12 protein-coding genes are annotated in these 14,644 nt (G+C 70.8%); 3 read left to right on the top strand and 9 right to left on the bottom strand.

From position 1 onward, the window contains the following. Position 1: 1 nt before the first annotated feature. Both TBIS_RS02080 and TBIS_RS02075 read right to left on the bottom strand, forming a co-directional pair. A complete protein-coding gene (locus tag TBIS_RS02080; RefSeq protein WP_013130675.1) occupies positions 2–2,413 on the bottom strand; it encodes an NHL repeat-containing protein in 2,412 nt (803 codons plus the stop codon). Between the two features lie 20 nt (positions 2,414–2,433). Beyond that, the gene (locus TBIS_RS02075; protein WP_013130674.1) at positions 2,434–3,189 is read right to left on the bottom strand and encodes an enoyl-CoA hydratase/isomerase family protein; all 756 of its coding nucleotides are present in this window, start codon (positions 3,187–3,189) and stop codon (positions 2,434–2,436) included. A gap of 139 nt (positions 3,190–3,328) precedes the next feature. Between TBIS_RS02075 and TBIS_RS02070 the strand changes: the two genes are divergently transcribed. Continuing rightward, complete coding sequence (locus tag TBIS_RS02070; RefSeq protein ID WP_013130673.1) at positions 3,329–3,967, top strand: TetR/AcrR family transcriptional regulator; 639 nt, start codon at positions 3,329–3,331, stop codon at positions 3,965–3,967. A 606-nt stretch (positions 3,968–4,573) separates the two neighbouring features. Here the strand turns inward: TBIS_RS02070 and TBIS_RS02065 are convergent. From TBIS_RS02065 to TBIS_RS02035, 7 genes are all read right to left on the bottom strand, one after another. Next, positions 4,574–4,948: a CBS domain-containing protein gene (locus TBIS_RS02065; RefSeq protein WP_013130671.1), complete on the bottom strand. Its 375-nt coding sequence runs from the start codon at positions 4,946–4,948 to the stop codon at positions 4,574–4,576. A gap of 69 nt (positions 4,949–5,017) precedes the next feature. Then, positions 5,018–6,025 carry a sporulation protein gene (locus TBIS_RS02060; protein ID WP_013130670.1) on the bottom strand — a complete coding sequence of 336 codons (1,008 nt, stop codon included), beginning with the start codon at positions 6,023–6,025 and terminating at the stop codon, positions 5,018–5,020. A 305-nt stretch (positions 6,026–6,330) separates the two neighbouring features. Next, positions 6,331–7,044 (bottom strand): ABC transporter ATP-binding protein, encoded by a 714-nt coding sequence (locus TBIS_RS02055; RefSeq protein WP_013130669.1) that lies wholly within the window; start codon positions 7,042–7,044, stop codon positions 6,331–6,333. After that, positions 7,031–7,852 carry an ABC transporter ATP-binding protein gene (locus TBIS_RS02050; protein ID WP_013130668.1) on the bottom strand — a complete coding sequence of 274 codons (822 nt, stop codon included), beginning with the start codon at positions 7,850–7,852 and terminating at the stop codon, positions 7,031–7,033. The genes TBIS_RS02055 and TBIS_RS02050 overlap by 14 nt, the downstream gene beginning before the upstream one ends. Beyond that, positions 7,849–8,832, bottom strand: a complete 984-nt coding sequence (locus TBIS_RS02045) for a branched-chain amino acid ABC transporter permease (protein WP_013130667.1) — start codon at positions 8,830–8,832, stop codon at positions 7,849–7,851. The genes TBIS_RS02050 and TBIS_RS02045 overlap by 4 nt, the downstream gene beginning before the upstream one ends. After that, a complete protein-coding gene (locus TBIS_RS02040) occupies positions 8,829–9,722 on the bottom strand; it encodes a branched-chain amino acid ABC transporter permease (protein WP_013130666.1) in 894 nt (297 codons plus the stop codon). Before TBIS_RS02040 ends, TBIS_RS02045 begins: the two co-directional genes overlap by 4 nt. 118 nt (positions 9,723–9,840) lie before the next feature. Next, positions 9,841–11,028, bottom strand: coding sequence for a branched-chain amino acid ABC transporter substrate-binding protein (locus TBIS_RS02035; protein WP_241019829.1), 1,188 nt, complete (start codon positions 11,026–11,028; stop codon positions 9,841–9,843). Positions 11,029–12,021: 993 nt separating this feature from the next. Here TBIS_RS02035 and TBIS_RS02030 point away from each other — a divergent pair. Together TBIS_RS02030 and TBIS_RS02025 are read left to right on the top strand one after the other, a co-directional pair. Continuing rightward, on the top strand, positions 12,022–12,636 hold the full coding sequence (locus tag TBIS_RS02030; protein WP_013130664.1) for a TetR/AcrR family transcriptional regulator: 615 nt from the start codon (positions 12,022–12,024) through the stop codon (positions 12,634–12,636). A gap of 292 nt (positions 12,637–12,928) precedes the next feature. Continuing rightward, on the top strand, positions 12,929–14,455 hold the full coding sequence (locus TBIS_RS02025) for an MFS transporter (protein ID WP_013130663.1): 1,527 nt from the start codon (positions 12,929–12,931) through the stop codon (positions 14,453–14,455). Positions 14,456–14,644 lie beyond the last annotated feature (189 nt).

Raw genomic sequence — 14,644 nt, 5'->3', positions numbered from 1 at the left:
CCTATGAGATCCGGGTGATGCGATTCGAGATCAGGGAGTCCACGAACACGTACGGCCCGGCGCGCAGCACGTGCTGGGTGGCGAACAGGCCGCCCTTGCGGGTGCCGAGGTGCGGGTCGACCCAGTAGCCGCGCATGGTCACCGGCAGCCGGCCGGAGGAGTCGGGCGTCAGCCCGGTCGGGTCGTCGTAGTCGCGGACGATCATGTTGAACCCGTCGCCGACCAGCAGGCCGCCGTCGAGCCGCACGCCGTGCGGGAGGAAGAACTCGTCGGGGGTGATCGACGCCGGGTGGTCGTAGGTGCCGCCACCCTTGCCGATCTTGGCGATGTAGGCGCCGGTGGAGGCGTTGAAGACCTGGATCCGCTGGTTGCGCCGGTCCACCGCGTAGACCCGGCCGCCGCCGGCGGTGACGTCCTGGATCTGGTCGAACGTGCCGGCCGCGCCCTCGCCGTAGAAGTTCGGGCCGAGGTTCCAGGTCGAGCCGGAGTCGGACCCCTTGCTGGGGTCGGGGCCGCCGGTCACCCAGTTGAGCGTGAGCGAGGAGCCGCTCAGGGTGAACCGGTAGAGCCGGTTGCCGGAGGTGCTGATGAACACCCCGTACGAGCCGCCCTCCGGCACGATGTCGATCGCCACCGGGAAGTTCCCGCCGGTGTAGCTGATCTTCGAGGCGCCGGAGGTGCGGGTGGTGAGGTTGAAGACGTTGACGGAGCCGCCGGCGCGGTTGTAGATGCGCAGCGAGCTGTCCCCGGTGTACGGGTAGGGCAGGGTCGCGTCGGCGGCGACGAGCACGCCGACGTGGTGGCTCCCGGAGACCGGGTAGACGCTCAGCCCGGTGACCCCGTACGAGATCGAGCCGCCGGTGAACTTGCCCTTGTACGACCCGTCGAGCCCGTAGCGGTAGATGACGGTGTTGGGGGTGTCGCTGACGAGCAGGGTGTCGGGGTCGCTCCCCTGCCCGGGCAGCAGGTCCATGCCGCCCACCGCGTGGAGCTGGCCGGCGAGCGTGCGCGGGTGGCCCCAGAACTCGTGGGCGGTGACCCCGCCGACGCCGGCCGAGACCGAGCAACGGAGGATCGTGTTCTGGGTGGGGTGCTCCCAGCACTTCTTGATCCGGTGGTTGCCGGTGTCGCTCACCAGCAGCACCCGCGCGCCGGGGTAGTAGACGCCCCACGACCAGATGTTCTCGGTGTACCGGGCGCCGCTCGGGGTCTCCACCGGGACCACGTCGTTGGGGAGCTGGAACGCCTCGTCCTCGGTGAGCGCGGTGGCGGGGGTGCGCATCTCCACCTGGTGGATGCCGAGCCGGCCGTACACCCAGGAGGCGGCGGCGTCCGCGCTGAGCGAGGTGCGGTACTTGGCGGTGTTGGTGCCGAGGTTCGGGAAGCGGATGATCCGGCCGCCGTAGGTGTCGGCGACGTAGAGGTTGCCGTTCACGTCGACCCGGACGCCGCGGGGGCGCTTGAGGTGGTCGGCGGTGCCGTTCCGCGTGAACCGGCCGAGGATGTCGACGAGGGTGAGCGTGCCGCTCGCCGCGACCTCGAAGATCTTGACGCGGTTGTTGCCGTTGTCGGCGACGTAGAGGTAGGTGCGGGAGCCGTCCGGCGTCCGCCAGTAGGTCATGCCCTGCGGGATGCGGAAGCCGTCCCGCTTGAGCGGCTCGCCCGCGTAGTCGTCGTAGTGGGTGGAGTCGGTGCCGTAGTCCTTGTCCGTGCCGGGGATGATGGGGCCGCCCTGGGAGCCGACCGTGGTGACGAGGGTCGCGGTCCAGGTGTCCGGGTCGATCCGGAAGCCCTTGATCCGGTGGTTGAACTCGTCGGAGACGTACAGCAGGCCGTCCGGGGTGACCGTCATGTTCCGCGGCAGCTTCAGGTCGGCGCCGCCGCCGTGGCCCTCCTGGCCGAAGGAGGTCACGTAGTAGAACCGGTCCGGGTTGGACGGGTCGGTGCGGAAGAAGTGCAGCTTGTGCACGCCGACGTCGTTGATGTAGAGCCCGGCCAGCCGGTCGTCGACGGCCTCGCTCTTGGAGAGGAAGTAGATGCCGAGCGGCGCGGTGATCTGCGGCACCGAGCTCGCCGGGCTGTCCGGGGCCAGCTGGGTGTCCGCGTCGTCGAGCCGGCCGATCTGCTTGCCGTTGAGGTCGAAGACGCGGATCACGTGGTTGCCCATGTCGGCCACGTAGACCCGGGCCGCGGCGGGGTTGCCGGTGATGGTGTCCCGGTCGTAGGTGACCGTGGTGGGCGTGTTGAACTGGTACCGCTGGTGGACGACGTGCCCGGTCAGCTCGGACGAGCGGTCCTCGTCGGCGAAGGTGAGCACGGTGGCCGCGCCGGCCTCGGCGGCGGGCCGGACCAGGCCCGCCGCCACCGCGAGTAAGAGCGCCGCGGCGAACGCCGCGGCCGGGCGCTTTCTCATGGGACCCCTCCGGACGGTGCTCATCGGGCGGCTCTGGACAGGAAGGCGGTCATGCCCTCGCGGGCCTCGGGGGTGGTGATCTGCCGGACGAACGCCTCGCGTTCGGCGTCGAGGCGGGCGGCGATCGCGTCGAGGTCGCCGTTGATCAGGCGCTTGGTCGCCCGGACCGCACCCGGGCGCTGGCCGGCGATGGTCCGGGCGAGCTCCGCGGCGGCCCGCCGTACGTCGGACTCGACCCTGGTGGCGAGCCCCCAGGCGACCGCGGTCTCCGCGTCGATCGGGGTGTTCGTGTACTGGACCACGGCCGCGCGGGACGCCCCGATGCGGTACGGCAGCAGCGCGGTCCAGCCGCCGTCCGGGGCGAAGCCGACCGTGGTGTACCAGGGCGCGATGGTCACGGAGGGGTGGATGAGCACGATGTCCGAGGCGAGGAGCAGGCCGAGCGAGCCACCGGTCACCATGCCGTGCACGGCGGCGATGACCGGGGCGGGCAGGCGCATGATGGCGAGCATGGTCTCGCCCAGCAGACCGACGAGCTCGTTGGCGTAGTCGCGGAGCGCGTCGCCGTCGCGCTCGGCGAAGGCGCGGACGTCTCCGCCGGTGGAGAAGGAGCGCCCCTCGGCCGCGAGCACCACGGCGCGGGCGTCCGCGACCTTCTCCAGTGCGGTGAGCAGGTCCCTGAGCAGCTCGGGGACGAGGCTGTTGTGCCGTTCGGGACGGTTGAGGACGATCGTCGCCACCGGCCCGTCGACCTGGGTGAGGATGAGCCCCTGCACCCGCGCACCTCCGAAAGTTGAGACGTGATTCACCTCGCAAATTAGGGCCGGGGCATGCGAAGGTCAAGAGCAATATGAGTGGTGATTCATCTGTTATCTTTGGCTTGGCTCACCAGCGCAGACGCGAGGGAGGTCCAGCTTGACCGCGACCCCTGAGGCCGAGGTCCCCACCAACGCGCGCGGAGCCCCGCTCTCCAAGCGGGGGGAACGCACCAGGCGCAAGCTGCTGGACGCCGCGGAGCAGGTCTTCGCCGAGCTCGGCTACTACGAGGCCTCCATCGTGAAGATCACCGAGGCGGCGGGGGTATCCCAGGGCACCTTCTACATCTACTTCGAGAGCAAGCAGCAGATCTTCGACGAGCTGGTCGCCGACCTCAACCGCCGGGTACGGCACGCCATGTCGGAGGCGGCGAAGAAGGGCCGCACCCGCGCCGAGCGCGAGCGGCTCGGCTTCGCCGGGTACTTCCGGTTCACCGCCGAGCACCCCGCCCTCTACCGGATCATCCGCCAGGCCGAGTTCGTCTCCCCTGACGCGATGCGCCGCCACTACGCCAAGATCGCCGAGGGGTACATGGAGGGCCTGCGCCAGGCGATGGACGACGGCGAGATCGTCCGCGCCGACCCGGAGGTCCTGGCCTACGCCCTGATGGGGATCGGCGAGCTCATCGGCATGCGCTGGATCCTGTGGGACGACAAGCAGCCGCCGCGGCAGGTCCCGGAGGACGTGTTCGAGGAGATGCACCGGTTCATCACCCGCGGCCTCGGCGCCACCGCGTGACACCGCCCGCGGGCCGGACGCCGCGCGACGAGTGCCCATGGCCCCGGATGAGGTGAGGCGCATCCCGATCACGGGCCGCGCCATCCGAGGGCGCACCGGCAAGGCGTCACCCGAGGGCGCACGCGATGAGGGCTGATCCAGGGGCGGAGCGTGCCGGGCCGGAATCCCGGGTGAACCCGGAGCAGCGGCGGGGATCCCGATGAACCCGGCACCGGCGGGGATCTGAGATCGGCCCGGTGCGGCGGCAGGGGGCAGATGAATCCCTTCCTCGGCTCGCTCGTGCTCACCCTCGCCCTGCAGCTCACGGACAGCGCACACGCCGGAAACCGGGCGCGGGCGGATCAGCGCCTCGAGCACCGGACCGGAATCTGTCCGGCGGCCCGGCGGCGGGAGCGGCCCCGCCGCGGTGCGGAGCGGAGAGCCCGGCGGCGCGGGGATGCGTTCTCACTCGCCCGTCATGGGCGATCGGCCGTCATGTGATCGGCTCGGTGGGGGCCGAGCCGCCGGCCCGTCCGGCGGCGGCCCGGCGAGCCCACTGCCGTCCGCGCTGGACGCGCGGGATGTCTCGGTGTCCGCGATGGACGTGATGGACGTGCCCGGACGGGGTCAGCCGGACCACGTCTCCAGGGCGAGCAGATCGCGCATCGACACCATGCCGACCATCTCCCCGTTCTGGGTCACCGGCATGTGGCGGAACCCGGCCTCCAGCATCCGCTCGGCGACCTCGCGGGAGTCGTCCTCCACGTCCGCCGTCTCCACATCCGTGGTCGCGAACTCGGAGACCCGGGCCGAGTAGACGTCCGGCGACTCGGCGAGCGCCCGGACCAGGTCCCGCTCGGTGATGACCCCGACGACCTCGTTGCCGTCGAGCACGGCCAGGGCGCCGACGTCCTTCTCCGCCATGCGCCGCGCCACGTCCGGCAGCCGCTCGTCGACCCAGCAGCCGAAGACGTCCGGACGGTACACATTGCCGATACGCATCGCTCTCTCCAATGCTCATGCGGCCGGATGAGCCGGACGCCCGTCAGCGGGGCGCCCGGTCGCTGGCACTCACCAGTCTCCCCCGTCGCCTCCGTCGTCTTCGAAGATCTCCTCGACGATCTCCTCGACCACCTCACCGGCGATCATGCCGCCGATGAGGCCGGCGGCCCCGGCCGCGGCGACCGTGCCCCAGCCCGGTCCGCTGCTGTGGTGCGGCGGGTACGGGTGCCCGTGCGGGCCGTACGCGTGCGGGTCGGGGTGCCCGTAAGGGCCGTACCCGTGCGGGTCCCCATAGGCGCCGTACCCGGGGGCGGGCGCCCCATACTGGCCGAGGGAGGCGACCCAGCGGTCGATCTCCGCGACCCAGTCGGTGCGCAGCGCCTCGTCGTGGCTGACGGTGAACCGGCCGATCGCGTCGCCGAGGCGGCGGCCGTCGACCTCGAGCACGACGTCCATGCCGCCGGGGTTGGTGACGAAGGTGAGCTCCACCTCGCTCACCACTCCGGCGTACTGGGGCGGCGCGTAGAACTCGATCTCCTGGTAGAACGGCAGCATCTGCTGCACGCCGTAGATGTGCCCCGCCTCCAGGTCGGCGCCCTTGAAGGCGAAGCCCAGCCGCGGGAAGGCATCGAGCACGGCCCGCTGGGACGGGAGCGGCATGACCGCGATCGGGTCGAGGTCGCCCTTGTCGACCGCCTTGGCGATGGCGAGCTCGGTGCGCACGCCGACCGCCATGCCGGTCAGGTGCTGCCCGTCGACCTCGGTGATCGGCGTCTCCCAGGGCACCGACATCTGGAAGGGGAGCACCCGGTTCTCGCCCTTGCGCAGGACGGTGGGGCCGGAGACCTGGTAGCGGTAGAACTCGCCGACCCCGCGGCGCTCGCGGTCGCCGTGCTCGATCTCGACCTGGGCGACCAGGCTCAGCGTGATGTGCTCGATCTCCGCGTCGAAGTCGCCGCCCTTGAGCCGGACCTCACCGGTCAGCGTCCCGCCGGGCTGGACCCGCGGGTTGGCGAGCACGGTGTCCACCGATGGGGCACCGACGCCGAGGGCTCCCAGCATCCGTTTGAAGACCACGGTCTCTCCCGTTGATCGCGAAGTTGTCGGTCTAAGCGGAAACGATCACGGCGTACGGTACGGTTCCGCGCACCGGCCGAGAGGACGAACGGGAGAAAGCGGGGATTCGCGGGAAAGGCGGTGCTTCGCCGGGAACCACCCCCGCCGGGCGGCCATCTCAGGCCGGGCCAGAGCCCGGCGGGGGATGGCGGGCGCTCCTGGCCCGGGTGGCGATGGCGGGTGCCCGTGGACCGGGAGGAGAAGGCGGGCGCCCATGGGCCGGGAGGAGAAGGCGGCGGACCCCGGCCGCGGGATCCGCCGCCCGATCAGGCTCCGCCGAGGTATGCCGCGACCACCCGCTGATCGCCCCGCAGCTCCGCGGCCGATCCGCCGAGCACGCACTCGCCGTTCTCGATCACGTAGCCGCGGTGGGCGATCTTCAGCGCCGCCTTGGCGTTCTGCTCGACGAGGAGCACGGACACGCCCTGGGAGTTCACCTCCCGGACCAGCTCCATGACCGAGGCGACCACCAGCGGGGCCAGGCCCATCGACGGCTCGTCCAGGAGCAGGAGCCGGGGGCCGGTGACCAGCGCCCGGCCGATGGCGAGCATCTGCTGCTCGCCGCCGGAGAGCGTGCCGGCCTGCTGGTCGCGCCGCTCCGCGAGCCGGGGCAGCAGGGTGTACACCCGGTCGATCCGCCGGCGGAGCTCGGCGTGGTCGCGGACGAGGTAGCCGCCGAGCTGGAGGTTCTCGTGCACGGTGAGCGTGCTGAACACCCGGCGCCCTTCGGGCACGTGGACCAGCCCGGCCTTGACGATCTCCTCCGGCCTGGCCCGGGTCACGTCCCGGCCCTGGAAGACGATCCGGCCGGCGCTGGGCCGTACCAGCCCGGAGACCGCGGAGAGCGTGGTGGTCTTGCCCGCGCCGTTGTTGCCGAGCAGGGCGACGATCTCCCCCTCCTCGACGGTGAGGGAGAGCCCGCGCAGGGCGTGCACCCCGCCGTAGTGGACGTGGAGCGAGTCGATCTCAAGCGCCGGCATCGTGCCCCCCGCCGACCTCCATCTGCTCCCCCGCCGGGGTCTCGTCCTCGTCCTTGCCGAGGTAGGCCTCGATGACCGCGGGGTCGCGGCGCACCTCCTCCGGCCTGCCGTCCGCGATCTTGCGTCCGAAGTTCAGCACGACCACCCGCTCGGACACCTCCATGACCAGTCCCATGTCGTGCTCGATCAGCACGATGGCGATGCCGAGGTCATGGCGGATCCTGCGGATCAGGTCCCGCATCTCGGCCTTCTCGCCGTGGTTGAGGCCGGCGCCCGGCTCGTCGAGGAGCAGCAGATCCGGCTTGCGGGCGAGCGCCCGGGCGATCTCCACCCGGCGCTGCTCGCCGTACGGCAGGGCCCGGGCCGGGCCGTACCGGTCGCCGCGCAGGCCGACGAAGTCGAGCCAGTGGTGCGCCTGCTCGGTGCACTCGCGCTCGCTCCGGCGGTACCGCGGGGTGTGGAGCAGCGCGTCGAAGACGCTCTGCTTGAGCCACAGATGGGCGCCCGCGCGCACGTTGTCGAGCACGGACATCTCGCCGAACAGCCGGAGGTTCTGGAACGTCCGCGCCACCCCGAGCCCGGCGATCTTCGACGGCCGCAGGCCGGTGATGTCGCGGCCACGGAACAGGATCCGCCCGGCGGTCGGCTTGTAGAACCCGGTCACGCAGTTGAACGCGGACGTCTTCCCGGCGCCGTTCGGCCCGATCACCGAGACGATCTCCGCCTCGCCCACCGAGAACGACAGGTCGTCGATGGCGAGGAGGCCGCCGAAGGAGAGCCTGAGGTTCTCGACCGACAGCAGGGTCATGCCGACGCCTCCCTGGAGCGGTGGGGCCACAGGCCTTGCGGGCGGACCAGCATGAAGATGATCAGCAGCACGCCGAAGGCGAAGTACCGGTAGTCGGCGAAGTCGCGCAGCACCTCCGGCAGGAGGCTGATCACGATGGCGCCGAGGACCACGCCCGGGGTGGAGCCCATCCCGCCGAGCACCACGGCCATGAGCACGAGGGCCGACTGCAGGAAGGTGAAGCTCCCCGGGGAGATCGCGGAGAGGTGGGCGGCGAACAGCACCCCGGCGAGGCCGCCCCAGATCGCGCCGGCGATGTAGGCGGCGAGCTTGACCCGGTAGGTGTGCACGCCCATGGCCTCGGCGGCGTCCTCGTCCTCCCGGATGAACCGCCAGGCCCGCCCCAGCCGGGAGCGGCCGAGCCGGGCCGCGCCGGCGACCGCCACCGCGACGACCACCACGGTCAGGTAGTAGAAGACCACCGCGTTGTCGGTGAGCCCGGGGATGCCGTAGATCCCCGACGGCCCGCCGGTGATCTCCAGGTTGTTGGCGGTGATGCGGATGATCTCGCCGAACCCGAGGGTGACGATGGCGAGGTAGTCGCTCCGCAGCCGCAGCGTGGGCGCGCCGATCACGATGCCCGCGATGATCGTCACGACGATGACCGCGGGCAGGGTCGCCAGCAGCGGCAGGTCGAACCGGGTGCTGAGCACCCCGCTCGTGTAGGCGCCGACCGCGAAGAACGCGGCGTACCCCAGGTCGAGCAGGCCGCAGTAGCCGACCACGATGTTCAGCCCGGCCGCCAGCATGACGAAGATCGCCGCGCTGGTCATGACCGAGAGGGCGTACGGCGTGGCGATCACGAAGGGGGCGAGCAGGGCGATGGCCAGGGCGGCGAGGCCCGCCCACCGGTTGTCGAAGGTCCGCGTGATGGCCCGGCCGAGCGCCGTGCCCTTGCGCCTCCTGCGGGTGGGGGTGGATGTCGGGGTCTGCACGCTCATACCCGCTCCGTCACACGCTCGCCGAGCAGGCCCGTCGGCCGCACGGTCAGGAACAGGATGAGCACGCCGAAGGCGAACACGTCACGCCATTCCCCACCGAGCCAGTAGGTGCCGAAGGACTCGAGCATCCCGAGCAGCAGCCCGCCGAGCATGGTGCCCGGGATGTTCCCGATGCCCCCGATGACCGCGGCGGTGAACGCCTTGAGCCCGATGAGGAACCCCATCATGAAGTCGATCTTTCCGTAGTACGCCCCGGCCATCACCCCGGCCGCGCCGGCGAGCGCCGAGCCGAGGAAGAACGTCCGGGCGATCACGGCGTTGACGTTGATGCCCATCAGCGCGCTGGTCCGCGGGTCGAGCGCGATGGCCCGCATGGCGCGGCCCTCGCGCGACCGCGTGACGAGGAGGTTGAGCGCCACCATCAGGGCGACGGCCACGACCATCAGCACGATCTGCTGCACCGTGATCGACGCGCCGAGCACGTGGATCGTGGTGCCGCCGAGCCGTACCGGGTAGACCTGGGGATCCGGCCCGGCGATGACGCGGACGCCGTACTCGAGGGAGAACGATGCGCCGACCGCGGTGATGAGGAGGGAGAGGCGGGGGGCGGAGCGCAGCCGGCGGTAGGCGATGCGCTCGAGCAGCACCCCGCACATCCCGGTGAAGCCCATGGTGACGACCAGCACCCCGAGCAGCAGGGGGAGCTGCATGTCCGGCGAGACGCCGCCGGTCGCGCCGAGGATGGCGAAGCCGGCGAACGCGCCGAGCATGTAGATGTCGCCGTGGGCGAAGTTCAGCAGCTTGATGATCCCGTAGACCATGCTGTAGCCGAGCGCCACCAGGGCGTAGAACGAGCCGACGAACAGCCCGTTCCAGATCAGCTGCGTCATCTCGGCTCCCCCGGTGCTCCGGGGCGGCGGACCCCGCCGGAACGGTCATCCACCGGGGGAGCGGAGCGGTCCCCGGGGCGCAGGGCGCCGGCCGTCACCGGTCGATCAACCCTGCCGATCATTGAAGCGAGTCCTGCAGGACGAACGTGCCCGACTTGACGACCAGGATCTGGAAGCCCCCGGTGGCGAGGGTGTGCTCGGGGGTGAACTTCAGCGGTCCGGAGAACATGGGGAACCCGTCGATGCCCTCCAGCGCGGCGATGATCTTGTCACCGTCGGTCGACCCGGCGCGCTTGATCGCCTCGGCGGCCAGCCGCACCGCGTCGTAGGCCTGGTTCGAGTACGGGCCGGGGGCGGTGCCGAACTTCTTCTTGTAGTTCTCGATCCAGCCCTCGGCGCCCTCGATGGTGTCGGGGGTGTAGGTCATCGTGGCGTACACGCCCTCGGCGTGCTCGCCGCCGGCGATCTCCACGAGCTTCTCGGAGACCGCGCCATCCGCGACCATGATGTCGCCCTTGTAGCCGGCCTGGCGGAGCTGCCGGGTGAGCAGGCCGCCCTCCTGGAAGTAGCCGGTCCAGTACACGAAGTCCGGCTTCTTGGCCAGGATGTTGGTGACGTTGGCGCTGTAGTCGCTCTCCTTGGGGGTCACCGCCTCGACGATCGCGGTCTCGGGGCCGCCGGGCTCGTCGAGGATCTGCTGGGTGCGGACCGCGATGTCCTTGGAGTAGCTGGTGTTGTCGTGCACCAGCGCGACGTTCTTGGCCCCGCGCTTGGTGATCCACTTCACCGCGGCGGCCGCCTGCTGCGCCCCGGTGCCGTTGATGAGGAAGACGTGCTTGAGGCGCTGGTCCACGAGCTCCTGCGAGTTGGCCGCCGGGATGATCATCGGGATGTTCGCCTTGCCGAAGACCGGCAGCGTGGGCAGCGTGGCCCCGGAGCAGTAGCCGCCCACCGAGACCGCGATGCCCTCGGTGACGAGCTTGTTCGCACCGGCCACCGCGGTCTGCGGGTCGCACGCGTCATCGGCGACCTTCAGCTCCAGCTTGCGGCCGAGCACCCCGCCCTGCTCGTTGATCTCGTCCACGGCCATCTGGGCGGCGTTCTGCATGTACGGGCCCACCGCGGCCTCGCTGCCCGACTGCGGGATCAGCATGCCGAGGACGATCGGGCCCTGCTCCGCCGCCGATCCCGAGTCGCCGCCGCTGCCGAGCAGCCCTTGGCTGCACCCGGCCGACAGCATGGTCACGGCCACGGCCAGCGAGAAGATGGCAACTTTACGTACCTTGACCATTTTGTGGTACTCCATTGCGAAGTGTGCTTTTGTTTGCTCGTGGCCGTGCCATTGCATAAGTCACTGCGGCAACGCGTCAAGACTCGCAATCTAACCGTTAGCGTGCTGGTAGATCCCGCTGACCAGGACACGAGCCACGCTCAGGAACTCCTCAGGAAGCGAAATCCGAAACGGCATCGTCGGATTTCCTTACCGGCGTTGTTGTGATCGGATGCCGGCCGATTCCGGGTGAGCGCCGATCGTCATTCCCCGCGCTCTCCGGGTACGGCACCCGGCCTGATCGCCGGCTGAGACCCGCGTCCGGGCGGCCGTTCCCGCGGTGCGCGCGGCGGACCGGTGGGCCGAGCCGGTGGGCGGGCGGGGCCCGGCACGCGGGCGGTATGCCAGGCCCGCGGTCGGGAACGCCTGCCCGCTCACGCACGGTCCGCGCGGTCCTCGGCCGCGCGGCGGTCTCCCGGCCGTGCCGTACCCGGCCATGCCTCTGCGAGCGTGGCACGGGACAGGGCCGCGTGCTGATCTCGCGGGCGGGCCCGACCCGGCGCGCGGGAGCCCGAGAGGTACGGCGGCCTTCTCCCGCCTCATCCCGGCGCCTGTCCCGGACCGGATGCCATGGCCCACCGCTGCGGCGGGTGGCGGCCGCGAGAGCGGAACGCCGGAACCGCCGTCCGCCCGCGCGGGGCCTGATCTGGAGACCCCGGACCGGTGACCGGCCGGGCGGTGCGGTGACGCATCGGCCCGGTGATCCCGGGACGCGGCAGCGGGATCCGGCTCACGGTGATCGCGGCCGCCGAGGCCGGTGCTGCGATGCGTCGCTCCGGCCGGCGGTGATCCGCCAGATACTGATCGGAAAATGTTTAGCGAAAACGGCGCGGTCACTTTCCCGGCCGATATCCGGGAATCGCGCTCCGGACGCCCGGCGGCCGCGGACGGCCGGGCGGAAGGGGCACCGGAATCGGATTCTAGGATCGATGGCGAGCAATGAAAGGCGGTCACGGAAGCGAGAACCCGATGGCACGGAAGAGCGGCTCCTGGGAGTGGAGCCGCACCGCCGAGACGCGGAAGAACATGCTGCGCGCGGCCCGCGAGGTCTTCTGCGAGCAGGGCTTCGCCGAGACCAGCGTCGCGGACATCGTGTCCCGGGCGGGCTCCAGCGTGGGCAGCCTCTACCACCACTTCGGGGGGAAGAGCGAGCTGTTCCTCGCGCTGTGGGAGGAGCATCAGGCCGCGCATGAGAAGGCCGCGGCCTCCGCGGTGGCCGAGGCCCGCGCATCAGGGGTGACCGACCCGGTCGAGCTGTTCATCACCGGGGCGCGTGCCGTCCTCGAGGGCTCCTGGGAGCGGCGCGACCTGGTACGGATGTTCATGGACGGGGACGGGCCGCCCGGTTTCGAGCTGATGCGGCGCACCCGCGGCCGGGAGTGGGTCCGGCAGAACGCGGTGCTGCTCGGCGCGGGCACCGGTCCGCTCGACCGCATGACGGTCTCGGTGCTGACCACGGTGATCGGCGAGGCCGGCCGTGAGGTGGCGACCTGCGAGACCCGGGAGGAGGCCGACGAGGTCATCGAGGCGGCGGTCACGCTGATCCGGCGGCTCGCCGCCCCGTGGCCGGGTGAGACGAAGTGACCCACGCCCGGTGCACACGGAACGCGCCGACCACCGCGCCTCGGTGCGTACGGCGAGCCACGCCTCGGTGAGTACGGCGTGCAAGGCATTCGGGCCGCCGAACTCCGGCGGCGCCACATGAGCGGCGCCAACGCCGTACGGGCCGCGGACCGGTATCGCCGGCGCCTGTGGGAAAAGCGCTCGGCGCTGCGGCGGCCAGCCGCTTGACCTCGGATCTTGGAATTGGATTCTGATATCAGGGTCCAAGAGGAGGCGCGGTGTCCAAGGCGTCCCGGGTCATGCTGAGAGCCGGATGAGCTCGGCGGGCCTACCGGCCGGCCAGGAGCGCGAACAGCTCCGGTATGCGTGGCGCGCCCTGTCGGTCGTCTGCATGGCGAGCGTGCTCGCCACGATCGGGGGGAACGCCCTCAACGTCGCGCTTCCCAAGCTGGTCGACCAGACCAAGGCGAGTGCCGCGGCGGCGAGCTGGATCCTGCTCGCCTTCCAGCTCACCACCACCGTCCTGACGGTGATCTTCGGGCGGCTCGCCGACATGTTCGGCCGGCGCACCATGTACCTGTGCGGCCTGGGCGTCTACACGCTCGCCAGCCTGCTCGCCGGCATGGCGCCCGATCCCTGGCTGATCGTGGGGATGCGGGTCGTGCAGGCGGCCGGCATGGCCATGCTGCTCACCAATAGCGCGGCGCTGATCAGCGATGCCTTTCCCCGCCACCGGCTCGGCGAGGGCATGGGGGTGTACACCGCGTCCTTCTCGATCTCCCAGCTCGCCGGCCCCACCCTCGGCGGTCTTCTGGTCGAGCATCTCGGATGGCGCTGGCTGTTCTGGTACAACGTGCCCCTCGGCATGGCATGCCTCATATGGGGCGCGATCGTGCTGCGGCGTCCCGCTCCCGGCGAGGACGGTCAGCGGCTCGACCTGCCCGGCAGCTTCATGATCCTGCTCAGCCTGGGCGGGCTTCTCCTCGCGCTCTCCGAGGTGACCCGGCTGGGGTGGGCGCATCCGGTGATCCTGGCCGGGCTCGCGTTCTTCGTCGTGCTGCTTCCGGTGTTCATCGCCTGGGAGCTGCGCAGCCCGCACCCCGTGGTCGACATCCGGATGTTCCGTGACCCCACGTTCGGCCTGGGCACGCTGGCGTCCTTCCTCAGCTCGATCGCGCGGATGGGGGTGGTGATTCTCATCGCGCTGTTCTTCCAGGCCGTGCACGGCGATACCGCGGTGGAGGCGAGCCTGAAGCTGCTCCCGCTCTCGATCGCCGCGATGATCGCCTCGGTGACGTCGGGCTTCCTGCAGCGCCGGTTCAGCCCGCGTTCCCTGGCAATGTTCGGTTCGTCGTTGAGCACCGCCGGGCTGGGCACGCTGCTTCTCGTCATCGGCGCCGATGCGCCGGCACTCGCCATCATGGCCGGCCTGCTGGTACTCGGTTTCGGCTCGGGAACGTTCCTGCCGTCCAATGCCACCGTGCTGCTCAGTGAGCTTCCGTCCAACCGGCTGGGCATCATGAACGCGATGCGGCTCATGCTGCAGAGCGTCGGCATCGTCGTGGGCACCGCGCTCAGCCTGTCGATCATCACGGCTCCGTTGCCGCCGGCAATGCACGATCACGTGTTCGCCGGCACGCTCTCCCACGTATCGGACGCGGCCGTTCAGCGGCTCGTCACCGGATACCGATGGGCGCTCGCCTGCTTGGTGGGCATCTCCGCCCTCGCCACGCTCACCTGCCTCTGGCGTGGCCACCTGGGAGAACCGGGAGGCGATCGGCGAGGTCATCGAGGCGGCGGTCACGCTGATCCGGCGGCTCGCCGCCCTGTGGCCGGGTGAGAAGGAGCGACCCGCGCCCGGTGCTCACGGAACACGCCGACCACCGTGCCTCGGTGCGTACGGCGAGCGAGGAATCCGGGCCGTCGAATTCCGGCGGCGCCACTTGAGCGGCGCCGACGCCGTACGGGTCGCGGACCCGCGGAAGGGAACCGAAGATCCGCGCCGGGGCGATGTCAACGCCGTACGGGT

It is taken from the genome of Thermobispora bispora DSM 43833 (assembly GCF_000092645.1).
GTDB classification, from domain to species: domain Bacteria; phylum Actinomycetota; class Actinomycetes; order Streptosporangiales; family Streptosporangiaceae; genus Thermobispora; species Thermobispora bispora.
This window is presented reverse-complemented; position numbering and strand designations above follow the sequence as displayed.

Excerpts from the sequence above, each read along its gene's own strand:
- TBIS_RS02080 (WP_013130675.1), bottom strand. The coding sequence starts at position 2,413 with ATGAGAAAGCGCCCGGCCGCGGCGTTCGCCGCGGCGCTCTTACTCGCG.
- TBIS_RS02065 (WP_013130671.1), bottom strand. The coding sequence starts at position 4,948 with ATGCGTATCGGCAATGTGTACCGTCCGGACGTCTTCGGCTGCTGGGTC.
- TBIS_RS02055 (WP_013130669.1), bottom strand. The coding sequence starts at position 7,044 with ATGCCGGCGCTTGAGATCGACTCGCTCCACGTCCACTACGGCGGGGTG.
- TBIS_RS02050 (WP_013130668.1), bottom strand. The coding sequence starts at position 7,852 with ATGACCCTGCTGTCGGTCGAGAACCTCAGGCTCTCCTTCGGCGGCCTC.
- TBIS_RS02045 (WP_013130667.1), bottom strand. The coding sequence starts at position 8,832 with ATGAGCGTGCAGACCCCGACATCCACCCCCACCCGCAGGAGGCGCAAG.
- TBIS_RS02040 (WP_013130666.1), bottom strand. The coding sequence starts at position 9,722 with ATGACGCAGCTGATCTGGAACGGGCTGTTCGTCGGCTCGTTCTACGCC.
- TBIS_RS02035 (WP_241019829.1), bottom strand. The coding sequence starts at position 11,028 with ATGGAGTACCACAAAATGGTCAAGGTACGTAAAGTTGCCATCTTCTCG.
- TBIS_RS02030 (WP_013130664.1), top strand. The coding sequence starts at position 12,022 with ATGGCACGGAAGAGCGGCTCCTGGGAGTGGAGCCGCACCGCCGAGACG.
- TBIS_RS02025 (WP_013130663.1), top strand. The coding sequence starts at position 12,929 with ATGAGCTCGGCGGGCCTACCGGCCGGCCAGGAGCGCGAACAGCTCCGG.